Source organism: Holdemania massiliensis, from assembly GCF_022440805.1.
Taxonomy (GTDB): domain Bacteria; phylum Bacillota_I; class Bacilli_A; order Erysipelotrichales; family Erysipelotrichaceae; genus Holdemania; species Holdemania massiliensis_A.
Window position 1 is genome coordinate 1,227,477 of sequence record NZ_JAKNTK010000001.1, and the last position, 25,490, is coordinate 1,252,966.

Below are 25,490 nucleotides of genomic sequence, written 5' to 3' on the forward strand. Positions count from 1 at the left end.
TACTAAATAAGAAATCAATACAGAAAGCGAGGTCAGCGGAATGATTGCGATGATAGAAGACGTCATGATCCTGTTTTTTAATCTTTTGATCTTTGCCCAAATGATTACGCTGAAGGATCATACGCGGCGGAAAATGATCGAACTGGCAGTCGGGTGTGCTGTCTTTTTCACGGCTTACGGCATTTCTGTCTATGTTTTGCATTTCCCGATGGTGCTGTCTTCGCTCTTGACGATGAGTCTGCCGAGTCTGGTGCTGTTCTGGCTGTTTTCAGCTTTTCGCGACGCCCGGTTTTTTCTGTCGTTTGCCTTGGCGGATACCCTGGCGATGATCACGGCGTCCTTCAGTAAATATCTCAGCTTGTTTTTTCCTCAGGGGGAGATTTTCTTTCTGGGGCTGACGCTGCTGCTGTTTATTGCGCTGCTTGTTTTTGCCAATCCTTATTTTCGGCTGTTGAAAACCTTAATGCGGCAAGTTGAGGATGGCTGGACGTCGATGGCGGTGACCGCGATGCTGATCTATTTTGTCTTGGGATTTATCGCAGCGTATCCCACGCCGATCGCTCAGCGGCGGGAATATGTTCCGGTCTTTATGGCCGTCTGCCTGCTGACATTTGCTTTTTATCTGGTCGTGCTGCATTCGCTGCAGAAAACCCAGAAAATTGTTCAACAGAACATTCAGCTTCAGGAAGAACAGAAAATTTATCACATCGCCTATACCGATGCGCTGACAGGACTGGGCAACCGCGCGGCGTATCTGGAGCGGATCAATCAGCTGGAACGACTGCGGAAAAACGGCATTTCGATCTGCTGCATCGAGCTGGACATGAACGGTTTGAAACAGGTTAATGATACATTAGGCCATGCGGCAGGGGACAGAGCGTTAAGAGAAATCGCTGCGGCTTTGAAGACGGTGTTTCTTTGCCGGCAGCCGGACAGCGTATTTCGGGTAGGCGGCGATGAATTCTGCGTGCTGCTCAGCGATGTTGAAGAAGATGAAACCGCAGAATGTCTGAATCAGCTGGAAAATCAGTTGAAGCAAAGCAGTCAGACGCTTGGGTTTTCCTTAGCGGCCGCGGCCGGTAGGGCCTGGGTTCAGCCGGAAGAGTCGATAGAAACCACGATGATCCGTGCCGATGATCAGATGTATAAGCATAAACGTGAGAATCAGAAAGTTTCTGAAAAAGAGAATGAAACAATTTCTTTGTGATGATGAATTTTCAGAAAAAGTTGAAAAAAGAATTGACAAGTTTTCTGCCCTGCGGTAAACTAAACCCATCAACACAAATGCATAGATCAGGAAATGAGAAACTGGAACGTCTGATTCAAGAGAGCTGCCGTCAGGTGCAAGGCAGTACAGACACCGGGGACAACTGCCCTGTTAGCAGCGAACTGAAAGGTTATCCGAGTAGGGGAAGCCGGGAATTCCCGTTATAGAAGAAGGCATTCTTGCAGCTGCAACGATGCCCGCAGAGTGATCCTGTTTTTATGGCAGGATAATAGGAGTGGTACCACGGATTGATCAATCCGTCTTCTAAACAGAAGGCGGATTTTTTGTGTTTGATTAAAGGGGGCATGAGAGTGTGAAACAGGTGAAATGTACCGGTGTTTCCGGAGCACTGCTTTTCTAAAACGGATGAACTAAGGTTTTAGAAAAAGGAGAAAACGAAAATGAAAAACTGGATAAAGAAAATGATCATCGGCGTTTGTGCCGTCATGATGACAGCCTGCGCAGTTCAGGGAGAAAATACTGCCGCACCGACCGCATCGGCTTCCAACGAACCGATTCAAGGCGGAACGTATATCGTCCGCGGCGCGGGGGACCCTTACAGCTTTAATCCCGATCTGAAAGTCGATGACTGGGGTGTCGTTGCTTATCAGAATATTTTTAACCGGCTGGTCAAACAGACGGTTTCCAATGAAGTCGTCGGCGATCTGGCGGAAAGCTGGGAGTTTTCCGAGGACGGCCTGACGCTGACCTTCCATCTGCATGAAGGCGTAAAATGGCATGACGGCGAACCGTTCAGCTCGGAAGACGTCAAATGGACGTTTGATAAGATCCGGACGGAAGGTTATCAATCCAACAGCTTCAAACAACTGAGTGAAATTACCTGCCCGGATGAGAATACCGTGGTGTTCCATCTTTCCGAACCGAATTCCGGGATCGTTGCGACCATCGGCTGGCTGGGGACGTTTATCATGCCGAAGCATATTTATGATACGCCGGACTATGACTGGTCCACCAATCCTGCTAACTTCCAGCCTGTCGGCACCGGACCGTTCAAATTTGTTTCTTATGAAAAGAGCGTCGCAATCCGAATGGAACGCAACGCGGATTATTTCAAGGGTGCGCCTTATATCGATGAGCTGATCATCTCGATCATTCCGGATGAATCGACAGCTTTCCAGGCCTGGCAGAATGGCGAAGTTGACGATATCCTCGGCAAGGCACCGTCTTCTGAGATCGCTTCGCTGAAACAGGATCCGAATTACAACGTTTATCAGTATGTTGCGACCGGCCGCGTCTATCTCTCGTTTAATCTGAAAGAGGGGCCATTCGCGGATGTCCGTGTTCGTCAGGCTGTCGATATGGCGTTGAATCGTCAGGAAATTCTCGACAAGGCGGCCAAAGGAATCGGCAGCGTACCTGAGACCTATATGTCGCCGGTCTTTGATTGGGCAATGAGCGAAACGGCTCGGATTCCGGAGATGGACCGTGAAGCCGCGAAGAAGCTGATTGAGGAAGCGGGCTATACTCAGGATGAAAATGGAATGTATTTCACCTGTTCGCTGGATACCTTTGAAAGCGGAAACTTCAAAGATACGGCCACAGTCATTCAAGCGCAGCTGAAAGAAATCGGCATTGATGTGAAGCTGAATATTTCTGAGATTGCCAACTTCCAGACCAAAGTCCTTGATAACTACAACTTCGATATGGCGATGAACTCCGGTGCTCAGGGGCCGGATGCCAATGCGATTGAAAATCGCATCAGTTCCAACGGATCGCTGAATATTTCCAAATATGCCAATCCAGAAGTCGATGAATTGCTGAAGCAGGGGATTGCCGTTTCAGACAAAACGCAGCGTGGGGAAGTGTATAAACAGATTCAGGAAATCATGAAGCGGGATCTGCCGATGGTGATTGTTACGGATGAAATTTACAGTTATCCGATCAAGGCCACGATTCACAATCATCCGCTGTCAGAAGAAAAATCAACGACTTTGGGAACCAATGAGTTCTCCGAAGTCTGGATTGAACAGTAAACAGAGAATTAGCGCTGTACCCATCCTCGGAAGACTCTTCCGGGGATTTTTATGATGCTGACAGAAAAAAACGAAAAAGGGAATCAATTCTGTACAGAAACCGCAAGTCTAAAGTCATTTCCCGCATTAAAAAGTTTCCTGTTGCAAGGTTTTGTATTACAATAGAAAAGGTTGTCAGGTTTGCCGATCAGGGAAAATCGGCATAAAACGGCAGCAGTGTAAAAGAAGAGGGGGATGAAAGATGAAAAAGAATACGAGGACAATGGCGTTTATCGCGATCTTTGCGGCAATCAATTATGTGGTTTTCAGTTATTTGAAGATTGATATCCCGCTGGCGGCTGGATCTTCGGTGGCGATTCATGTTGCCAATGCCGTCGTTGTGGTTTCAGCGTTTTTATTGGGACCTGTGGAGGGCGGAATTGCCGGAGCGATCGGTCTGTCCATTGCGGATCTGTTAGACCCGCGTTATGTCGCATCTGCGCCGAAAACATTTTTTCTGAAATTCTGTATTGGTTATATTTCTGGAAAAATGGGCCAGAAGTTAGGTCTGGCAAAGGCAGAGAATTCCCGCCAGGCAATCAAAATTGCCGCAGTCAGTGCGATTGCAGGGTTAGGCTTCAATGTGATCTTTGATCCGATCATCGGTTACTTGTTCAAAAGGTTTATCCTGCAGATCAATGCGGAAGCAGCAGCGATTATTCTGACTTGGACCGGCGGAGTTACGGCCTTCAATGCGGTGATCTGCGTCTTTGTTTCCGTTGTGCTGTATATGGCGCTGAGAAAGCCGTTCGCCAATCTTTATGGCAAAAATCGGCGCTGATCAGCATCAAGGTGTTTTATTGGAATTAGAAGTTTAGATCCGCTATGATCGGCAATCCGGAAGGTTTTCCGGATTTTTTTGCGTGCAGAAAAAAGAACGCATTCATGAAAATGCGTTCAGCGAACCTTGATTTATTCTGAGCAAAACGAAGATGCTTATAATTCAGGACTTAATTCTGCCTGCAAAAAGCGTTTCTGTACTTCTGGATAGATGAACATCAGGGCAAACGGCAGAATGGAGATCAGGCTGGATACGGTACCCAAGAGACTCAGATCCACAAATTCGGCAACCAAACCAAATACCAGTGAGGATAAAGCCTGTCCGCCGCTGGAGGCCATCATGATGAAGCCGGAAATCATCGCCCGTTTCTCGCGTGGGATGACAAGCATGAAGGCGGCGTTGAGGATCGCATTGGCGACGGCGCTGACAAAGAAGGTGATCAAAAAGGACAGAGCCAGGGTGTTGAAAGTTTGCATCGAATAGCATACGGCAAACAACAGGGAACTGAGCGGGAATCCGAACAACATCAGCTTGATCCGCAATTCAGGCCTGATGTTGAGCGTACCCATGACAATCGTTCCGATTAAGGCGGAAATCGACTGCAGCGACATCAGATAGCCATACTGTACGACATCCAGTCCTTTGCCTAAACAAAACGGGAGAAATACGGCATTCATGCCGGAACCGAAGAAGTTGGCCGTCACGGCGATCACAACGATGATGCGGAAGCAGCGGTCATTCAGGACATAACGGGCACCCTCTTTTAAATCAGCCAATAGGATCTTTAAGTTGATGGGCATTCCGGTTTTCGGAGCTCTTGGCACATCAATAAAGCATTCGGTGAAGGCGGAGATCAGCAGCGAAATCCCGTTGAGCAAGATGACAAAGGGAACACCTAGAAAAGCGATGATCGCCCCGCTAAGTCCCTTACCGATCATGGCAACCAAAGAACGCATCCCCCCAGCCAGTGACTGGGCCCGGACTAAATCTTTGGGCATGACCAGATCGGTCATGACGGTCATTGAAGCCGGTGTGAAGAAAGCGTTGCATAAGGCTGCGATAAAGGCCGTAGCCAGAACCATCCAGACTTCCAGATGCTGACTCATGGCGATAAGACCCAGTCCGATCATGGTTAAGCCGCGGATCAGGTCAGTGCCGACGATCATCCATTTGCGGTGGCTGCGGTCGATGATCGCGCCGCAGAAGGGCCCCAGAAACATCGCGACGAACATGGATATACTGCTCAGTAAGCCCATCAGGGCAGTGGATCCGGTTTTTTCGTAGACCCAATAACCGATGCAGATGCTGTAAAGAACATCCCCGAAAGTGGAGAACAGCGTACCCTGCCACAGCAGGATAAAGTTTTTATTCCAGAGCTTCAGTGTTTTCGTTTCATTCATGGTATTTACCTCTTGTTAGTTCTATGATATGACGTGAATGTTTATTTGTCAATTGAAAATATCAATTAGAAGTTAATTTATTTTAATTTGTTGTTTAATAAATTGAATTTTACTGTGAAATATCACGTCGATGAGTTCGAGTGATGAAGATTGGATAGAGAGACGGATGCTGCGGTTTCCGTTTTTTATATTTTATCTGACATCCTGCCGTGTTTTCTTGCAGGCAAAAAAAGATGAGCCGATTGAAAGCAGCTCATCTGTTACAGATTATATTTAAAACGAATTTTTAGCAGCGGATCTGGTTAAGCGAATTGAAGGCACTGATTACTGCATTGAGTTGAGAATCTGTTTCATTCGTTCTGCCAGTCCTTTGACTTTTCCGACGCTTAACGAACAAACGGCAACCCGGATGCCTTGGTTAACCTTCACGGTATAGATATGATTGGCGATCAGTTTTTCGTGGTATTGATCACGCAGGGTGTTGTCCGGTGTTTTCAGCGTGACGAAGAAGCCTTCCTTATAAGGATAATACGCCAACCCGCAGGCGTCGGCTTCCTGAATGAATAAGGCACTGCGCTGTTTCAGCAGATCGACATAGATCTGCTTCTCCGCTTCAAAGGCAGCGCGGTTTTCAGTGGTGATCCAGGTGAAGTTTTCCATCGCCGCATTGGGAATGTTGCTCCAGGTAGCGCGGGCCGTTTTTTCAAAAACGATTTCCGCTTCGCGCACACGTCGTTCATCCTGCCCTAAGATTAAGGCAGCGCCGCAGCGCAGACCGTAAGACGTCAGGGTTTTGGAACAGCTGAAGGCGATCACCGCCAGAACGTTTTCATTCATGGCGTTAAGGCAATTCAGGTAATCGCGGTTATGCTGTCCCTGATAGCTGTAGTCAATATAAGCGATATCATTCAGGATGACGCAGGGACCCTGTTCACTCAGTTCGTTGAGGAAGCGAACGACCTGCTGCCATTCATCGAGGGTCATGGAATAGCCAGTCGGGTTATGACAAGGATCGTTGATCACAGCCAGTAAGCGTCCCTGATCGGCCATGACGCTCCGGCATGTTTCCTTGAAGGAAGGGAGATTGAAGTGATCGCCGTCAAACATCGAGTAAGCGGCAGTCTTCAGTCCAGCCTGGGCTGCCATCAGGTTATACGAACCCCAGCAGATTTCCGGCAGGACGACAGTCTGCCCCGGTTCCAGGACATTGATCATGGTCATGTTGACAGCGCCGGTACCGCCGGGCGTAGCGATGACGGAAGCGTTCAGATGGATTGGCTGATCCTGCAGGACCCAGTTTTTGACCTGAGCACGATAGCCGGGATTGCCGGTAAAGCTGGCAGCGTAAGCAGCCTTCACTTCCTTGGCGATGGCGTTATAGTGGTCGAAAACATTCTGGTAAGCGACAAGCTTGCCATGTTCATCGTAAAGCGAACCAATTGTGGCATCGACGACGGCGTCTGCGCCATGCTCGGCGATATCCTGCTTCGCCATGGAAACAACGGCGAAAACCGTATCTTCAATCGGCTGCAGATTGGCGGATTGTTTCATAAAAGACATCGGGATCATCTTCTTTCCTTTTTTAATGACTTGATTATAACTGAATTGCACAGAATTGAAAAGAACCTTTCATACAATGAAAAGGAAGGAGGCAACTATGCGAATTCATGAAGAAGTACGAAAAATGCCGGTGAGTCCGATCCGCGCCTGGACAAGCCGGCTGCATGATTTAAGTCCGCGCGCAGAATTAACTCTGGGCGAACCCCCTCAAATCACTGACAGCCGAATCATTGAAGCAGCCAAGACGGCACTGGATCAGGGAATGACACATTATCCCCCAGCAGCCGGCCTGGAGTCTTTGCGTCAGGAACTGGCAACACGGGAGCGTCCGCTGCGCGGCTGGACGATTCATCCCCAACAGGTGCTGATCACAGACGGAGCACAGGAGGCGCTGGCGGTCTGCTGCCTGGCGCTGCTGAACCCTGGGGATGAGGTGTTAGTCAGCGATCCCGGCTATCCTGGGACACGCAGCGTAATCAGCCTGGCTTCCGCTGTGCCGGTCGCGTGCGCGTCGGATGAGCATCTGCAGCTGGATATCGCTCGGATGGAACGTCTGATCAGTGTCCGCACGCGGGCCATCATCGTGGCCAGTCCGAACAATCCGACTGGCCAGATTTTATCTCCGGCAACTTTAAACCAATTGGGGATGCTGGCGGAGAAATACGATTTAGCCTTCATTGTGGACGCAGCGTATGAGCAGTTAAGCTGGCAACCGCTCAATTTTAAGGTGCTGCGTCCCTATCGCCACCGTGTCATTTTTATCGGAAGCTTTTCCAAAACCTATGCGATGACCGGATGGCGGCTGGGCTGGATCAGCGCGCCGCGGCGTTGGGGAGCCGCTTTGTTAAAAACCCACCAGGCACTGGTGTCGGGAGTAGCAGGGTTTGTGCAGCAGGCAGCCTGTACGGCGCTGACGCTGCCGACAGAAGCCTGGCGCCAGGAAGTCAAAGAACAATGTGAGACTGCCTGGCGGCGCTTCAATGCCATCGGAATGTCCTGTCCTTGCCCCGGCGGCGGTTTTTACTGTTTTCCCGCCATTCCCACTCAGTTTGAAAGCAGTGAACCCTTTGCGCTGCAGCTGGCGGAGCAGGCCGGGGTCGCCGTATTGCCGGGGACGCTGTTTGGTCGGGGTGGGGAAAAGCATGTGCGTATATCCGTTGGCGTGCGGCGCGAAACCCTCCAATGGGCGCTGGATCAGATTGAAATGTTCGTCAAAGCAAACGGCTGAATGCCAAAATCAGAAACAACAGCGAAGGCAGGTATTCACTGCCTTTTTCCATGCGCCGCACAAACGGCAGCGTCTGGCAGAGATTTCCGGCCTTGACTAACAGAAAATTAACGACCGCAAAGCACAGCGCTGTTGACCAGACCGGGGCTCCATCCAGAGCGAAGCTGAATCCCAATACAGCGTTGTCCAGACTCAGTGCTAACCCCAGAAGCAAGGCTTCACGGCTGCTTAAATGCTGATTTTGATCAAGATCCGAACAGTAGGGATTGTTGATCACAGCGATTAACGATGGTGAACTGGAACTGCGTTTTTTCAACGCATCCGCAAAGGACAGATAGGCCAGACAGAAAAACAGGACGAAGCCTAATCCCTTGGAGGCCTGCGCAGGAATCTCGGCAGTTAATAACTGTGAGGATAACATCACCGCGGCAACGATAACCAGCGGACAAAGCGAAATCAAAAGCAGCTGCGGAAGCCGGATGCGGATTTTTTTCAGGCTGAAGCTGAATCCGCTGAAAAAGCCATCCAGGCTGACCAGCAGGCTTAAAAAGATCAAATGGGCCATAACACTCCTCCTCTATCGTCAGGGTATGAGCAAGCCAAAAGGGGTGGACAGGCGAAAGACCCGGGAATTTTTCTTTGTCAGATTCTGTCGAAGTCATGTATAATAGAAACCGTTAAGTTAGGAGTGAGTTTATGAGCTTTGCCAGAAGATACGGCATTCCCTTTCTGATCATGATTGTCAGCGGTCTGATCGTGCGGCTGTTTCAGCTTTATCTGCCGGCTTCGATTCGATCGGTGCTGGTTACGATTGCGATTGCCGTGAGTTTGTTTGCCTTCGGTCTGAGTCTGCATATCCATAAAAAAAGAAGAGATGAATCGTGGTTTAAAAAACTCGTCATCTCGTTCTTTCTGATGTTTTTCCTGTTGTGGGATCTGGGCTATATCGTTTTCCCGCAGCTGAAATCCATTTTCAACTTTCTGGGAATTCAGGGCTTTGTGATCTATATGGTTTATGTGTACTGCGGCTGGGCCTTTTTCGACTAATCTGCGGATTGATCCTCAAACAAAATCGTTCCCAAGCGCAGCTGGGTCGATCCCTCGCGCAAGGCGATCGGATAATCGTGGCTCATCCCCATCGAACATACGGTAAAGTGTTCACCACCCCATTGCGCTTTGAGCTCTTCAAACAGTGCGCGGGCTTCATGGAAGACGGCGGCAATCGCTGCTTCGTCATCGACGTGCGGTCCCATCACCATGATGCCTTCCGGGATCAGGTGTTCATATTGCTGCAGAGCCTGGAAAAAAGCCGCGGCTTCCTGTTTTGCCAGACCGGTTTTGCTGGACTCTTCGGCCAGGTTAAATTCGACCAGAACGCCCAGCGTCCGGTTCAAGCGGGCGGCTTCCTTATCTACAATTGCGGCTAAGGCCAGCGAATCCAGGGAGCAGAGCCGGCTGATATAAGGCATGACGGCGCGGACTTTGTTGCGCTGCAGATGTCCGATAAAATTCCAGCGGATATCCTGGGGCAGCTGCGGTGCTTTCTGAAGCAGCTCTTGAACGCGGTTTTCGCCGAAACTTCGGGCCCCCTGATCGTAATAGGCTTGAATTTGTTCGACTGAGCGATGCTTGGAGACGATCAGCAGTTCACATTGTTGTGAACATTGTTGTAAAATTGTTTTATAAAGATTCGGCATAGGATCCCTCTTTTCATGGGATATTATACCACCTTTCAAGGAGGAATGAAGGATGAAAGCAGATCTGCATATCCACTGCTCGGCCAGTTTTGACGCGACGGAGTCGATTGATACAATTCTGGAACTAGCGCGTGAAAACCAGCTGGATCTGATCGCTGTGAGTGATCACAATGAAATTGATGGCGCTTTGGAATTGGAACGCAAGGGCGAGGCGGCCGGTGTTGAAACGCTCTCAGCGATTGAGATCGACTGTTTTTTCGGAAGCAATATCGTGCATTTGTTAGGCTATGGCTGCAATCTGCGGGATCCCGGATTCACCCGGTTAAAAAATCATTATATCGAAGAACTGCGGCGGACAGGCCGGCAGCGGCTGCAGCTGATTGAAGAGCACTATGGCTTAAAACTGAACGAACAGGCGATTCTTGAGCGGGCCAAGGGGCGGCCTTATACCAATGTTGAAATCACTCAGGAACTGCTGGCCACGCAAACGCATCCTTCATTAGTCCCATATCAAAGCGGAGAGCGCAGTGCCAATCCAATCGCCAATTTCTATTGGGATCAGCTGGCGGTCGGCTGCTGGGGTTATGCTGAGCTGCGGCTGCCGGAGTGGAAGCAGGTCACAGATTATGTGCATCAATGCGGCGGCGCGCTGATCGTAGCGCATCCGATGCAGAATCTGAAGCTGGATGAAACCGCGGTGGAGCAGCTGCGTCAGGGCGGTGTTGACGGGTTTGAGGTTTACAGCTCCTATCACGATGGACGCGGCCGGCAGTTTTACCATGAGGTTTGTCAACGCTGGGGTCTGGCTGAAACCTTCGGCAGTGATTTCCACGGCACGACCAAACCGAATATCGTTCTGGGACAGACAGGATATGACGGCGATTGTGACGCTGCGGTTCAGATCTTAAAAGAACGCATTGCGCACTGGCGCTAAACTACATGTGATTACTGTCAGGCTTATTCTAAAGGGGAAAAATGAGAACTTCCAGCGGCAAAATTGCACAAGTTCAGGTTTACAAGCGCTTTCTGAAAAAGAATGTAAAAAATAAGAAAAACGGCGCAAAATGGTAAAAAAATCAGGAAAATTCTTTTCAGGTTATTCCATTTGACGGATTTTCGTGTATAATAGAAAGCAATGAAATTATGTTTCATTGAATGTAAAATTATGAAAATTTTACATTTTTATTTTCCCGTTTGAGAGGACAGAGGAAAAAGATTTTAGGTAAAAGGAGGAAATCTTGAAATGAAACGTTATATTGGAAAACGTGCATTGAGTGGTCTTCTCGTTGTCCTGTTGTCGGTCTGCTTCAACTTTACGTTGATCCGATTGGCGCCGGGCGATCCGATCCGCATTATGGCGGGTACGGATAATCCAAACGAAGAGATGATCGAAGCACTGCAGCAAAAATATGGCTTGGACAAATCCATTCCGGAGCAGTTCGTCATGTTTCTTGGCAATGTAGCGAAGGGGGACTTAGGCTATTCTTACATCAGTGACGAATCCGTCATTAAACTGATCGGCGAGAAGATCGGCCCAACACTGGCGCTGTCGTTAACCGCGGTGCTGCTGTCAGTCACTTTTGGTACATTGATAGGAATCTACGCCGCACGCAAAAATGGATCGCGGTTTGATCGCTTTGTGTGCAGCATTTCGTATGTGTTCGACGCGACGCCGGGGTTCTGGCTCGGTTTGATGATGATCCTGATCTTTGCTTCATCGCTGAAATGGTTCCCGACTTCGGGGATGGTGAACCTGCGGGCCAATTATAAAGGGTTTGCGTACTTCGCGGATGTCTGCCGCCATTTGGTGCTGCCGATTTCGACGATGGTGCTGACGCAGACACCGTATTATTTCCGAATCGCACGTTCTTCCGTTCTGCAGGTCATGTCGGAAGATTTCATTACGACCTTTAAGGCCACAGGCATGAAGGAAAGCCGGATTTTCAACAAGTATGTTCTGCGCAACGCGATTCTGCCGACCGTTACAGTTCTGGGGATGTCGCTGGCCTTTCTGCTTTCCGGTTCCGTCTTAATCGAAACCGTTTTCGCATGGCCGGGGATGGGCCGACTGATGTTCAGCTCGATTTCCAAGCGTGACTATCCGGTGCTGACAGGAATTTACCTTGTCACATCCGTCGTTATCTGTATCGCGATGATTCTGGTCGATATCCTCTATGGCTTTATCGATCCGCGGATTCGCTACGACTAGGAGGAACTGAACAATGAAAAAAGACAATATTTTTCAGGCGGTAATGCGGGTATTGAAGAAGAACTCGCAGCTGCGCATGGGTGTGATTCTTCTGATCGTCCTGCTTTGTGTAGCGCTGTTTGCACCGATTATCGCTCCATGTGATCCGTATAAATTATATGATGCGCTGGTTGCCGGACCGGGCACCCCGGGACATATCCTGGGCACAGACGGTTTAGGCCGCGACGTCTTAAGCGAAATTATCTATGGAACACGGACTTCGTTAATGATCGGTGTTGTAGCCGCGAGCATTTCCGGTATCTTAGGAACCTGCATCGGCGGAATCGCCGGTTTCTTCGGCGGCAAGATCGACCGCTTCATCTCAGAGTTCATGAACTTCTTCCTGATGACGCCGTCGTTCTTCTTGATCCTGATCATCGTTGCGCTGTTTGGCAGCAATATCATGTATATCATGATCGTTATCGGTTTGACTTCCTGGACTGGCAATGCCCGTCTGATGCGGGCTCAGGCGATCTCCTTGAAGGAGAGAACGTTTGTTAAGAGTGCTCAGGCGATGGGAGAAAGCCGCTTCAGCATCATGTTCAGACATATTATTCCAAATGGAATTTTCCCGATTATCGCGCAGACGACGATGAACGTATCGAGCGCGATCCTGTCCGAAGCCGGCCTGTCGTTCTTGGGCTTAGGTGATCCAAACGTCGTCAGCTGGGGTCAGATTATCTACCATGGCAAGCAGTATATGCCGAAGGGCTGGTGGATTTCCACCTTTGCCGGCGTTGCCGTTGTCTTCACCGTTCTGACATTCTTCCTCATCGGTGACGGCCTCAACCGCGTGCTCTCGCCTAAGATGGACGCCAATAACTAGGGAGGAAGGAAAAAATGGCATTATTAGAACTGAAAAACGTCAATGTACGTTATATTATGAAAGACAAAAAGGTCCATGCCTGTCAGCATGTCAGTCTGGAAATTGAGGAACAGGATTCAATCGGTATCGTTGGTGAATCCGGCTCCGGCAAATCCACGCTGGCCAGTGCCGTACTGCGCTTACTGCCGCAGCGGATTACGCAGGTCGACGGCGAAATTCTTTACAACGGCAAGGATCTGTTAAAGTTAACCAAGGATGAAATGGATGCGCTGCGCTGGACCGATCTGTCGATCGTTTTCCAGAAGTCAATGAGCGCGCTGAGTCCGGTGCATAAAGTCGGAGCTCAGATGGAAGACGTTTACCGCGTGCATTTCCCAAATGCACAAAAAGAAGAGATCAAACAGCGGGTTTATGATTTGTTTAAAGTTGTTAACCTGTCCGACCGTGTTTATGAGTTATATCCGCATGAATTATCCGGCGGTATGATGCAGCGTGTTTCCATTGCGCTGAGCTTGCTTCATAATCCGCGTCTGTTGGTTCTGGATGAAGCGACAACGGCTTTGGACGTTGTGACACAGAGCCAGATTCTGCGTGAAATCATGAGCTTGGAACAGAATTTGAATGTTACCCGCATCATGATTACCCATGACGTATCCGTCGTTGCTTCCACCTGCAAGAAGATTGCCGTCATGTATGCCGGCCGGTTGATGGAAAGCGGCGAAACGAAAGACGTTTTAGTCAATCCGCAGCATCCGTATACACAGGGTCTGCTCAAATCGTTCCCTTCCTTTAAGGGAGCGAAGAACGACCTGCGCGGTATTCCGGGTTCGCTGCCGGATTTAAGTCAGGAAATTCCAGGCTGTGTTTTCGCTCCGCGCTGTCCGTTTGCGACTGAAAAGTGCCGCACGGTAGAGCCGGAATTGAAGACTGTCAATGGAAAGGGCAACTGGAAGGTTGCCTGCCACAAGGTAGGAGGTGAATAAGCGATGTCGGATACAGTTATTCAGGTAAAAGACCTGACCCGCTGGTATATCCAGAAAAAGGTAACCAAGCAGGATGGCAAAGTCAGCAAAAAGCAGACGATCAAAGCTGTCGACGGCGTTAGCTTTGAACTGAAAAGGGGCGAAACCCTGGGCGTTATCGGTGAATCCGGATGCGGTAAATCGACACTGGGCCGAGTATTGATTCATTTGGAAGACCCAACTGCCGGTGAAATTTTATATGACGGTGTGTCCAGTACACAGCTGAAAAAGAAAGACCGTCTGGCGTTCTGCCGGACCTGTCAGATGATTTTCCAGAACCCGTTTGATACCTTTGATCCGCGTTATACGATTGAAAAAATCTTCATGAGCGTCCTGAAGCTGCACAAGATCGGTGCGAATGAAGAAGAGCGCCACAACATTATGATTAAGACGCTGGAAGATGCGGGAATGGCGCCGGCTGAAGATTATATCTATCGTCATCCGCATGAATTGTCCGGCGGCCAGCTGCAGCGTATTTCGATTTTACGAAGCATGCTGCTGCGCCCAACGTTCTTAGTTGCTGACGAACCGGTCAGCATGCTGGACGTTTCAATCCGTGCCGATATCATCAACATGCTGCAGACATTAAGCAAGGAAGAAAACACGGCGATGGTTTTCATCAGTCATGATATTGCGACAACCCGTTATATTTCCGACCGGGTTGCGGTCATGTATTTGGGTCGGATCGTGGAAACCGGCATTACCGATGAGGTTCTGCACAATCCGCAGCATCCGTATACCAAAGTTCTGATTTCCAACTGCGCGTCTTTGGATCCGCTGGAAAAACGTGAAATCATTGAAATTGAAGGTGAACCGCCGACCCCGATCAACACCGGCCCGGGCTGCTATTTTGCGCCGCGGTGTTATCAGGCCTGTGAAAAGTGCTTTAAGGAATATCCGGAAGCCAAGGATCTGGGCAATGGTCATATTGTGTCCTGTCATTTTGTCGGCAGCGACGCTGAAAAATAAATGGCATTCCAGGCTCATCTGACATTTCAGATGGGCCTTTTTTCAGAACTTTACTTCCTTCATTCATCGATAAGAATGTTTTGAAAGCAGACTAAGGGTGGGGAGTTTACCGCTCCGGTAAGGAAGAAAAAAATAGAAAACGAGGAGAGAGAAAGATGAAATTTGCAAGAAAAGCACTGACTGCTCTGTTAGCGCTGGCCATGCTGGCGGGTTGCTCATCAGCGCCGAAAGAAACCGGCGATGTGCAGACACCATCCGGCGATACCGGCGAGCCCGTTCAGGGAGGCACCTACATCGTTCGTCAGCCGAGCGATCCGGCCAGCTTTAATCCGGATGTCAAGGGCGACGACATGGCAACCTATACTGCAATGAACGTATTTAGCCGCTTAGTTAAAACGACAGCTTCGACGGAACTGGTTGGAGATCTGGCGGAAAGCTGGGAATTTAGCGAAGATGGCAAGACTTTGACATTCCATCTGCATGACAATGTGAAATGGCATGACGGCGAGCCGTTCAGCTCGGAAGATGTCAAGTGGACGTTGGATATGATCCGTACAGAAGGCTTCCAGTCCAACAGCTTCAAAATGATTGAGGAGATTACCTGTCCGGATGCGAATACTGTTGCAATTCAAATGAGCTCACCGAGTGCTGCTATTTTAAGCTCATTGGGCTGGTTAGGCACGTTCATTCTGCCGAAGCACATTTATGAAAATACAGATTGGGCAACCAATGAAGCCAATATGCATCCAATTGGTACCGGCCCATTCAAGTTTGAGAGCTACGAGAAATCGCAGACCATTACTTTAGTTCGCAACGAAGATTATTTCAAAGGTGCGCCGTATCTGGATAAATTGATCTTTACGATCATTCCGGACGCGAACACAGCTTACCAGGCCTATATGAACGGCGAAGTTGATGATCTGATGCTGAATATCCCAAGCAATGAGATCGCCGGTCTGAAAGCCAATCCGGATTATACCGTTTACGAACGAGCTTCCAATAACCGGACTTATCTGACGTTTAATTTTGATGAAGCTCCGTTTAATGATGTTCGTGTGCGCGAAGCAGTCAATCTGGGCATTGACCGGCAGGAAGTTCTGGATAAGGCTGCCAAGGGAATTGGTGCTGTCCCGCAGTATTACATGAGTCCAGTTTTTGCCTGGGCCATGAATGATGAAGTTACCATTCCTGCGCGCGATGTAGAAGCCGCCCGCAAGCTGATTGAAGACGCTGGTTATACGGCAGATGCCAACGGAATCTATTTCTCTGTAACCCTGGATCTGTTTGACAGCGGTGATTTCAAGGATACCGCGACGGTTCTGCAGCAGAATTTAAAAGAAATCGGCATTGATGTGAAGCTGAATGTCACAGAAATGGGAACATGGCAGCAAAAGGTTCAGGTTGACAGCGATTATCAGATGGCGATGTTGTCCGGATCGCAGGGTCCTGATGCGTCCGCCATCTCGATGCGTGTCCACTCTGCCGGTGCCTTCAACTTGGCCCATTGCAAGAATGCTGAACTGGACGCTTTGTTGGATGAAGGCGCAGTGACAACCGATGAAGCCGCGCGTGCTGAAATTTACAAACAAGCACAGGTAATCTTGGCGGAAGAACTGCCGATCGTTCCAGTGAAGGAAGCAACGTTCACCGTTGCCGTACGCAACACAATTCATGGCCATCCATATTCTGAGGAGGGCATTCACTCTGTGGCTTCCAATGAATTCTCGCTGATCTGGATCGAAGAATAGTAAAGAAGCTGAGGAAATGAGTTTGATCACAAATAAGATCGGACTCATTTTCATTTTGTGAAAGAGCTTTCTGAAAAACAGAAAATTTGATTAGAAAGAGATTGACTTGATTTACAGGAAGGAATAAACTTAAATTATCTCGAGGGGGAGAAAAGAAAGGATTAAAATTATGAAGAAACTGTTTTTAGGCGTAATGACCTTGCTTTGTGCAGCCTTAGTTTTATCAGGCTGTGCGGGTACGGATACTCCATCTACGCCGCAGCCCGAAAATGCCGATCAAACTGGCGAACCTGTGATGGGGGGAACTTACGTTATGCGCAGTTCCAGCGATCCGAATTCATTCAATCCGAATATGAAAACGGATGATATGCAGCTGCCGGCGACGTATAACATTTTTAATCGTCTGGTCAAGATGACCGTTGACAACCATGTGGTTCCAGATCTGGCTACAGATTGGGAATTCAGTGAAGATGGTATGGATTTGACGTTTAATCTGCGTGAAAATGTTAAATGGCATGATGGCGAACCGTTTACCTCTGCCGATGTTGTCTGGACATTTACTCAGGTTTTGAAAGATGGCTATCAATCCAACACATTAAATATGATTGATTCTGTCACTGCGGATGGAGATTATAAAGCTGTATTCCATTTGAAACAGCCGGATGCTTCTGTTGTCAGCGTATTAAGCTGGCTGGGAACCTGGATCATGCCGGCCCATTTATATGAAGGTACGGATTGGACGCAGAATGAACATAACATGCATCCAATTGGCACCGGCCCGTTTAAATTTGAGAAATATACACCGGGCGTTTCGATTGAAATGGTGCGCAACGAAGATTATTGGGATGGTGCGCCATATTTGGATAAATTGATTATCTCGATTATTCCGGATGCCTCAACAGCTTACCAGGCTTATCTGAATGGGGAAGTCGATGATATGCAGAGCGGAGTACCAACCTCCAATCTGCAGGAATTAATTAACGATCCGGAACATTATCAGGTTTATCAGTATGTTTCCAGCTCACGAACCTATCTCTCGTTCAATATCGGTGAAAATAACCCATTCCATGATGTCCGTGTTCGTCAAGCGGTTGATTTAGCAGTGGATCGTCAAGCGGTTCTCGATAAAGCGGCGAAGGGGTTCGGTGCTGTTTCCGAATATTACATTTCACCAATGTATCCATGGGCCTTAAATGACAACGCAAAAATTCCGGCGCGGGATGTAGAAGCCGCCCGCAAGCTGATTGAAGATGCTGGATATACAGCGGATGCCAACGGCATGTATTTCAGCTGTGAGCTGACAACCTTTGATTCCGGTGATTTCAAAGATTCCTCAATCGTTGTTCAGGACAGTTTGAAGCAGATTGGGATTGATGTGAAGCTGAACGTGTTGGAAATGGGTGCCTGGATGACCAAAGTTATTGATGATTACAACTTCGATATCGCTTTGTGTTCCGGCGGACAGGGACCGGATGTTTCCGCGATCCGCAACCGCGTGCATTCCGAAGGCTCATTGAACCTGACGAAGTACAACAACCCAGCTTTAGACGAAGCGTTAAACGAAGGCGTTAAGGTGTTCTCAGAAGAAGAACGTGCGCCATTCTACAAAGAAGCGCAGCAGATCATGCATGACGATGTGCCGATCGTTATTCTGAAAGATTTCACAGCTGTGTATCCAGTGAAAAACTATATTCATAACAGTCCGTTTGAACCAGAAATGGCCAGCTTGTATGGAACTTATGAAATGGCCAAAGTTTGGATGGATCAATAATTCAAAGTATGTAGAAAAAGACAGGCAAATCCAACCGATTTGCCTGTTTTCTGATATAATGATAACCATGAAAGAGAAAAGGAGAATTAAACATGGCTGATTTTATTCAAAAACTGATCGACAATATTCCTGATTATCAACAATTTCTTACCGTTGATGAAATGGATGAAAATTCAAAAAAACTAGCTGCCGAATTTCCGGATATCGTAGAAATTTTTGAAGCTGGAAAATCCCGCAAAGGGCATCCGATCTACTGCCTGAAGATCGGTAAGGGAAGCCGCAATGCGCTGATGTTCGGCTGTCCGCATCCCAATGAACCGATGGGAGCCATGCTGCTGGAGTATTTCTCCCGTGCTTTAGCGGAGGATGAAGGGCTGCGCAGCGAACTGGATTATACCTGGTACCTGATCAAAAGTATTGATCTCGATGGCACCCAGCTGAATGAAGGCTGGTTTAAAGGCCCGATTACCCTGACAAACTTTACCCGTCACTATTTCCGTCCGGCGGGCTATGAACAGGTAGAATGGAATTTCCCTTTCCACTATAAAAATTATACTTATGATACGCCGATTCCGGAAACCGTTTGCCTGATGAATTTGATTGATAAGATCCAGCCGCAGTTTATGTATTCGCTGCATAATGCAGGCTTCGGCGGAACGTATTGGTATTTGACAAGAGAAATTCCTGAACTGTGGGACAAGCTCTATGCGGCAACAGCCAAGCAGGATATTCCGCTGCATTTGGGCGAGCCGGAGGTTAACTATATCACACCGTTCTCCCAGGCGATCTACCCGATGATCACTTCCAAGGATACTTATGATTACAATGAAAAATTTGGAAAGGTAGCGCCGGAAAAACTGATGTCTACGGGTACCAGCAGCGCGGATTATGCCTTGCAGCAGGGCTATGATACGACGACGCTGGTCACAGAGTTGCCTTATTTCTATGAGCCGCGGATTCAGAGTGACAAGCTGATGGATTTCTCACGCCGGGAAGCTGCCTTAAAAGGCCGTGAGATCCTGCATGAAAACCGTAAGGCTGTCAAGGCTTACTATGATCAGATTGCTGACTTGATCAGCGACGACAATGGATTTGCAAAGATGGTCAGCAACGGCTATGAACATTTTGAAGAAGACTATCGTCAGGAATGTGATTTTATCCGCCAGGATCCAAATTATGAAGAACCGTGCAAAGAATCGGAAGCCTTTGATAATCTGGAAATTCCTAAGTATCGTGTCCTGCATCAATGGTCACTGTTAATTCGGGCCTGCGAACATGAGCTGGCTAAAAATCCGACGCCGGAGGCGGCTGCGCGGCTGCAGAGAGTCCATGAGGAAGGCGAAGCTGAATTTGCCAAACGTGCTGAAATTGCGGAAAAAGAACTGCATTATCAGGTCATTCCGATTCGCAAGCTGATTGCCGTTCAGCTTGAAAGCGGCATGCTGGTTGCGGATTATCTGCAGAAAAATCGGTAAATATGTTGAAACAGGAGTAAAAGAAACTCCTGTTTTCATTTCTTTCATTGTTCAATGAATAATTTCATAAATTTCACAGAAAATGTCTGATTTTCATTTTTACAATTATCACAAATCCTTCACATTTCATAAAAAATCGTTTATCATTATTCTAACGATTGCATCAAAACAATCGATAGAGGAGGAAAGAATACATGAAAAAACTGCTTAAAGTTTTAGTCGTGTGTCTGGCTCTGGCTTTGACGCTGGCTGGTTGTGGATCGAACAACAACGGCGGCGGAACTAACGAAGGCGGACAGACAGACGGCGGAAATGGCGGAATTCCTACGGATCAGACTTTGATCATGGTCACCACACAGGATCCGCAGAGCTTCAACCCGGATTTTAAGTCCGATGACGGCGCGTGGCCGATCAACCAGAACATTTTCAACCGTCTGGTTAAATTAGGCTCTAAAACTTCGATTAATTTAGACTTGGCTGAGTCTTATGAATTCAGCGAAGACGGCTTGACGCTGACATTCCATCTGCATGATGGTGTAAAGTGGCATGATGGCGAACCGTTTACTTCTGCAGATGTTAAATGGACGTATGATACTGCAATCGCTGAAAAATGGGCAAAAGCGGACAATCTGTCGAACATTGACAGCATTGAATGCCCAGATGACAACACAGTTGTCATGAACTTAAAGACTCCGGACGTTTCGATTATTGCGAAGTTAGCTTGGTATGGTACATTCATTATGCCGAAGCATATCTATGAAGGTACAGATACAGCAACGAACCCAGCGAACCAGAACCCAATCGGAACTGGACCATTCAAGTTCGTTGAATACAAAGCGGGTCAGTATGTTACTTTGGAACGCAATGAAGATTTCTGGGGCGACAAGGCAATTGCCAAGACGCTGAAGTTTGCGATCATCAATGATGATAATACATTGTGGGAAGCTTTCATGAATGGCGAAGTCGACGATCTGTGCAACATGATCCCGGCAGCTCATGATGGCGAACTGGATGGCAATCCAGATTATGTTTTCTACGAAGAAATGGGCATCAACCGTACTTATGTCACATTTAATTTAGCTGACGAACGTTTCCAGGATCCACGTATCCGTGAAGCCTTCGCCTTAGCGATTGATAACCAGGGCTGCTGGGACAGAACCATGGCTGCTGGCGAACCTTCTAAATACATGATTTCTCATGCTTTCACAGAATATCTGGATGAAGATTCCAAACTTCCTGAAAGAAATGTTGAAAAAGCAATGCAATTGCTGGAAGAAGCGGGTTTAACAAAAGATGCTGACGGCTACTATATGCATATTACATTAGATGCCTTTGAAAGCGGAAACTGGAAAGATCTGGCTGCGGTCATTCAGCAGAATGTTAAAGAAGCTGGAATTGATCTGAAGATCAACATGATGGAAATGGCGGCTTGGCAGGATAAAGTTCAGATCAATAAGAACTTTGAAATGACGATGCTGGCAGGCTACCAGGGACCAGATATCGCTGGTGTATCCGGACGTGTAGAAACAGGTGCGTCGATGAATATTGGCGGCTATTCCAATCCTGAATTGGATGCTTTATTAGCAAAGGGTGTAACTCTGTCTAATAAAGAAGAAAGAATCGAATGCTACAAAGAAATTCAGAAGATCATGCGTGCTGACCTGCCGATTATCCCAATTATCGACAATGGTTATAAATATGCGATCAAGAAGGAAATGAAGGGCATGCCGATTGAATTGTTTGATAAGGCAGCTTCTTCGGAATACACTTACACATACCGCGCTGAATAATTAAAGGTAGTGCTTGAAGACACATTCATCTGAGTGTGTCTTTTTCTTATGATCAAAAAACGATTTTTGTCTTTGCTCTGAAAAACAGCTTACATATAAAAATGAAATTTTTACAAAATGATATTGAATAATTTTTCAGAGTCTTGTATCATAAGCTTATGTGAATGGGAGGGATTCTATTGGAAAGTGATAATGCTCCGTAATTTTTTTATTTAGAAAGGGAAAGGAAAAATAAAAAATGAAAAAATGCTTTAAAATTCTAGCAGCTTTACTCAGTGCGGCACTCTTCTTAGGTGGATGTCAGAGCGGTGGGGATAATCCATCTCAAACGGCAGATTCAGGGACAGATAAGACAGAAACCATCGGTACGTTTATCACGGCTGTTCAGGGTGATCCATCCAGTTTTAATCCGGATATGAAATCCGATGACTATCTATGGCCAATGGCGCAAAATATATTTAATCGCTTATATAAATTAGCGCCGGGAGATGTCCCAATTCCAGATTTGGCGACCTCCTATGAATGGAGCGATGACAATATGACATTGACATTCCATCTGCGTGATGGCGTGAAATGGCATGATGGTGAACCACTGACTTCCAAGGATGTTAAATGGACTTATGACACCATTATTGAAGAAAAGTGGAATAAATCAGATACGTTCGTTAATGTCGATACAATTGAAGCTCCGGATGATTTGACCGTCGTCTTCAATATGAAAAATCCAGATGCAGGACTTGTTCCGTTATTGGCTTGGTATTCAACATTTATTCTTCCGGAACATATTTGGAATGATCCGCAGTATCCGGATTTCTCAAAGAACCCGGCAATGCAGAAACCAATTGGATCAGGGCCGTTTAAGTTTGTTGAATACAAGAGTGGACAAAGTGTAACCCTGGAACGCAATGAAGATTTCTTCAATGGCGCACCGGAAATCGAACGCTTGGTTTATCAGATTATGCCGGATTTAAATACAACGCTGGAAGCCTTTAAAAATGGAGAAATTGACTATATCGTAAGTCTTCCGACGGCGAATCTGCATGATTTTGATAATGATCCAAATTATGAAGTTTTCTCATTCTTAAGTATTAACAGAACCTATCTGACCTTCAACATGGAAAAAGAACCATTCAACAATCCGAAGCTGCGTCAGGCAGTGGCTTATGCCATTGATCGTCAGGCCATCGTTGACCGTATGGGCAATGGTGTCAGTGCTCTGCCGGAATATTTTATCTCTCCGTTGTTTACGGAATATCTGAATGATGATTACAAACTTCCGGAACGGGATATTGCCAAAGCTCAGGCCTTAATGGAAGAATGCGGGCTGAAGAAAAATGCGGATGGTTACTATATGACAGTAACTTTAGATGCATTTGAAAGCGGCAACTTCAAGGATGTTGCGGCAATTGTTCAGTCCAGCTTGAAAGAAGCTGGAATTAAGGTTGATCTGAATATGATGGAATATGCCGCATGGGGCGATCAGGTAAAACAGGGACGTAATTTCAGTATGACGATGCTGGCAGGCTACCAGGGGCCAGATATTTCTGGAATTTATATGCGTGTCGGAATTAACGGCTCGAATAACTTTACCGGCTATGCCAGCAATGCAATGGAAGCAGCTTTGGAAAAGGGCGCGCAAAACTCTGATCCGGCAGTTCGTAAAGAGGCTTATGATGAAGTTCAGCGGCTGATGAGCGAGGATATGCCAATTGTATTATTATTGGACAACGGACAGGTAATTCCAGTCAAGGCAAAATTTGACGGAACACCTTATCAGGTTCCTGATAAAGCAGCGACCAACGAACTCACTTACGTAACACTAAAAAAATAAACATTGTTCTATAAACGGAGTGTTTTTACAGAAATACTCCGTTTTCCTTGTTTTTTCTCGCTTTCATATTTGATATAATAAAGGCTGAAAGAAGAGGGAAAAAGTATGAAAAGACTGATTAAAGTACTTTTGGTGACCTTGGCATTATTATTGCCTCTGACAGCCTGCTCCGGCGGAAATCAGGGCAAGGATAATAATTCTGGGGAACCAACATTATCTGATGATACGCTGATGGCTGTATTGTCAGGAGATCCGACCAGCTTTCATCCGGATTTTAAGTCTGATGACAATGCATGGCCTGTCAACCAGAACCTGTTTAACCGTTTAGTGAAGCTGAATGCTTATGATCAGGTTCTGCCAGATTTGGCAGAAACCTGGGAGTGGAACGAGGACAGCACGCAGGTTACTTTCCATCTCCACGAAGGCGTAAAATGGCATGACGGCGAACCCTTTACATCCGAAGATGTCAAGTGGACGTATGATACGCTGATCGCTGAAAAGTGGAATAAAAGTGACAGTTTTGCTTCAGTAGATTCAATTGAATGTCCGGATGAGAATACCGTTGTCATGAATTTAAAGTATCCGGATGTTTCCTTAATTGCGAAGCTTTCCTGGTATGGCACGTTCATCATGCCGAAGCATTTATATGAAGGCACGGATACGGCAACCAATGAATACAACATGAAACCAGTTGGAACAGGGCCGTTTAAGTTTGTTGAATTCCAGAAGGGTGTTCAGGTTGTCATGGAACGGAATGAGGACTACTGGGGTGATAAAGCTAAAGTAGCAAGAGTTATTTACTCTATTCTTCCGGATCCAACCACAGCTTTGCAGGCATTTATTAATGGCGAAGTGGATTACTACACAGCCATTCCTACCCAGAATGCCAATGATTTTGACAACGATCCGAACTATGAAGTTTATCCAGTCATCGGAATGAATCGTTCCTATATTGCAGTCAATATTGAGAGTGAACGGTTTAAGGATGTACGGGTTCGTCAGGCGATTGCCTACGGCATTGACCGTCAGATGATTTGGGATCGCTGTGCCGGCGGAACTGGAGCGATCGCGAATACATTCATTGCGCCGAATACCGGTTTTGCGGATGAAAACTATCAGATGCCGCAGCGCGATGTTGCCAAAGCTCAGCAGCTGTTAGAAGACGCTGGCTTTACTAAAGATGCCAATGGTATCTATTTCTCGACGGAAATGAAATTCTTTGACAGCGGCTACTTCAAGGATGCAGCCACGATCATTCAGAATAACTTGAAAGAAGTGGGAATTGATCTTAAGTTAACGATGATGGAATATGCCGCTTGGGGCGATACTGTAAAATTGAATCATGATTTTGAAATGTCAATGTCCGCAGGTTATCAGGGACCGGATGTATCCGGTGTCTCCGGGCGTGTAGGTACAGGCACTTCGATGAATTTCATGGGATATTCCAATCCGGAAATGGACGCACTGTTGGAAAAAGGGGTTCAGGTATCGGATGAAACAGAAAGAAAAGCTGTTTACAGCGAAGTTCAGCGAATTATGAGTGAAGATATGCCAATCATTCTCTTCATGGATAACGGATCTAAAATTCCGGTGAAGAAAATTCTGAAAGGCACACCATACCAGGAGCCAACAAGAGCCTCCTCGTCAGAATTAACGTATGTAGAATTTGTTTCTGGAGAATAGGTGATACAAAAGAGCTTCCGGATCATTCGGAAGCTTTTTTAAGAATTGATATGAAAGTGTTTACATTCGCAATTGTGAAAAGTATACATTTTATGAAATAAATGTGAAATTTTCTGTTGACTGTCTTTTCAACTCCGTGTAAACTCAAATTATATTCTTCT

General features: G+C 47.1%; 20 protein-coding genes. 16 read left to right on the plus strand and 4 right to left on the minus strand.

Going from position 1 to position 25,490, the window contains the following annotated elements; all coding sequences use genetic code 11:
- Positions 1-40 precede the first annotated feature (40 nt).
- The 3 genes from MCG46_RS05590 (at position 41) to MCG46_RS05600 (ending at position 4,081) form a co-directional block, all read left to right on the plus strand.
- Positions 41-1,207: a GGDEF domain-containing protein gene (locus tag MCG46_RS05590; protein ID WP_240278394.1), complete on the plus strand. Its 1,167-nt coding sequence runs from the start codon at positions 41-43 to the stop codon at positions 1,205-1,207.
- 461 nt (positions 1,208-1,668) lie between these two features.
- On the plus strand, positions 1,669-3,261 hold the full coding sequence (locus MCG46_RS05595) for an ABC transporter substrate-binding protein (RefSeq protein WP_240278396.1): 1,593 nt from the start codon (positions 1,669-1,671) through the stop codon (positions 3,259-3,261).
- 241 nt (positions 3,262-3,502) lie between these two features.
- Entirely contained in the window at positions 3,503-4,081 is a 579-nt protein-coding gene (locus MCG46_RS05600; RefSeq protein ID WP_240278398.1) for an ECF transporter S component, read from the plus strand.
- Between the two features lie 155 nt (positions 4,082-4,236).
- Here MCG46_RS05600 and MCG46_RS05605 read toward each other — a convergent pair whose 3' ends face one another.
- Both MCG46_RS05605 and MCG46_RS05610 read right to left on the minus strand, forming a co-directional pair.
- Positions 4,237-5,481, minus strand: a complete 1,245-nt coding sequence (locus MCG46_RS05605) for an MFS transporter (protein WP_240278400.1) — start codon at positions 5,479-5,481, stop codon at positions 4,237-4,239.
- Positions 5,482-5,805: 324 nt separating this feature from the next.
- Positions 5,806-7,041: a pyridoxal phosphate-dependent aminotransferase gene (locus MCG46_RS05610; protein WP_240278403.1), complete on the minus strand. Its 1,236-nt coding sequence runs from the start codon at positions 7,039-7,041 to the stop codon at positions 5,806-5,808.
- Between the two features lie 97 nt (positions 7,042-7,138).
- Here MCG46_RS05610 and MCG46_RS05615 point away from each other — a divergent pair, with 97 nt between their 5' ends.
- Positions 7,139-8,269 carry a pyridoxal phosphate-dependent aminotransferase gene (locus tag MCG46_RS05615; RefSeq protein ID WP_240278405.1) on the plus strand — a complete coding sequence of 377 codons (1,131 nt, stop codon included), beginning with the start codon at positions 7,139-7,141 and terminating at the stop codon, positions 8,267-8,269.
- On the opposite strand, the gene MCG46_RS05620 is transcribed toward MCG46_RS05615, so the two are convergent.
- Complete coding sequence (locus MCG46_RS05620; RefSeq protein WP_240278407.1) at positions 8,253-8,834, minus strand: manganese efflux pump; 582 nt, start codon at positions 8,832-8,834, stop codon at positions 8,253-8,255. The genes MCG46_RS05615 and MCG46_RS05620 overlap by 17 nt on opposite strands.
- 131 nt (positions 8,835-8,965) lie before the next feature.
- Here MCG46_RS05620 and MCG46_RS05625 point away from each other — a divergent pair, with 131 nt between their 5' ends.
- Positions 8,966-9,316 carry a hypothetical protein gene (locus tag MCG46_RS05625; RefSeq protein WP_020224619.1) on the plus strand — a complete coding sequence of 117 codons (351 nt, stop codon included), beginning with the start codon at positions 8,966-8,968 and terminating at the stop codon, positions 9,314-9,316.
- On the opposite strand, the gene MCG46_RS05630 is transcribed toward MCG46_RS05625, so the two are convergent.
- The gene (locus MCG46_RS05630; protein WP_240278409.1) at positions 9,313-9,966 is read right to left on the minus strand and encodes a YggS family pyridoxal phosphate-dependent enzyme; all 654 of its coding nucleotides are present in this window, start codon (positions 9,964-9,966) and stop codon (positions 9,313-9,315) included. The genes MCG46_RS05625 and MCG46_RS05630 overlap by 4 nt on opposite strands.
- 52 nt (positions 9,967-10,018) lie before the next feature.
- On the opposite strand from MCG46_RS05630, the gene MCG46_RS05635 reads away from it, so the two are divergent.
- The 11 genes from MCG46_RS05635 (at position 10,019) to MCG46_RS05685 (ending at position 25,329) form a co-directional block, all read left to right on the plus strand.
- A complete protein-coding gene (locus MCG46_RS05635; protein ID WP_240278412.1) occupies positions 10,019-10,900 on the plus strand; it encodes a PHP domain-containing protein in 882 nt (293 codons plus the stop codon).
- Positions 10,901-11,209: 309 nt separating this feature from the next.
- Positions 11,210-12,175 carry an ABC transporter permease gene (locus MCG46_RS05640; protein ID WP_020224615.1) on the plus strand — a complete coding sequence of 322 codons (966 nt, stop codon included), beginning with the start codon at positions 11,210-11,212 and terminating at the stop codon, positions 12,173-12,175.
- Between the two features lie 13 nt (positions 12,176-12,188).
- Entirely contained in the window at positions 12,189-13,040 is an 852-nt protein-coding gene (locus MCG46_RS05645) for an ABC transporter permease (protein ID WP_020224614.1), read from the plus strand.
- Positions 13,041-13,054: 14 nt separating this feature from the next.
- On the plus strand, positions 13,055-14,023 hold the full coding sequence (locus MCG46_RS05650) for an ABC transporter ATP-binding protein (RefSeq protein WP_020224613.1): 969 nt from the start codon (positions 13,055-13,057) through the stop codon (positions 14,021-14,023).
- A gap of 3 nt (positions 14,024-14,026) precedes the next feature.
- Complete coding sequence (locus MCG46_RS05655) at positions 14,027-15,031, plus strand: oligopeptide/dipeptide ABC transporter ATP-binding protein (protein WP_240278415.1); 1,005 nt, start codon at positions 14,027-14,029, stop codon at positions 15,029-15,031.
- 155 nt (positions 15,032-15,186) lie between these two features.
- Positions 15,187-16,779, plus strand: a complete 1,593-nt coding sequence (locus MCG46_RS05660; RefSeq protein ID WP_240278417.1) for an ABC transporter substrate-binding protein — start codon at positions 15,187-15,189, stop codon at positions 16,777-16,779.
- Between the two features lie 169 nt (positions 16,780-16,948).
- A complete protein-coding gene (locus tag MCG46_RS05665; protein WP_240278418.1) occupies positions 16,949-18,550 on the plus strand; it encodes an ABC transporter substrate-binding protein in 1,602 nt (533 codons plus the stop codon).
- A 92-nt stretch (positions 18,551-18,642) separates the two neighbouring features.
- A complete protein-coding gene (locus tag MCG46_RS05670) occupies positions 18,643-20,025 on the plus strand; it encodes a M14 family zinc carboxypeptidase (protein WP_240278419.1) in 1,383 nt (460 codons plus the stop codon).
- Between the two features lie 194 nt (positions 20,026-20,219).
- Complete coding sequence (locus MCG46_RS05675) at positions 20,220-21,815, plus strand: ABC transporter substrate-binding protein (RefSeq protein WP_240278420.1); 1,596 nt, start codon at positions 20,220-20,222, stop codon at positions 21,813-21,815.
- A gap of 238 nt (positions 21,816-22,053) precedes the next feature.
- A complete protein-coding gene (locus MCG46_RS05680; RefSeq protein WP_240278422.1) occupies positions 22,054-23,646 on the plus strand; it encodes an ABC transporter substrate-binding protein in 1,593 nt (530 codons plus the stop codon).
- Positions 23,647-23,751: 105 nt separating this feature from the next.
- Positions 23,752-25,329, plus strand: coding sequence for an ABC transporter substrate-binding protein (locus tag MCG46_RS05685; protein WP_240278424.1), 1,578 nt, complete (start codon positions 23,752-23,754; stop codon positions 25,327-25,329).
- Positions 25,330-25,490: the final 161 nt, after the last annotated feature.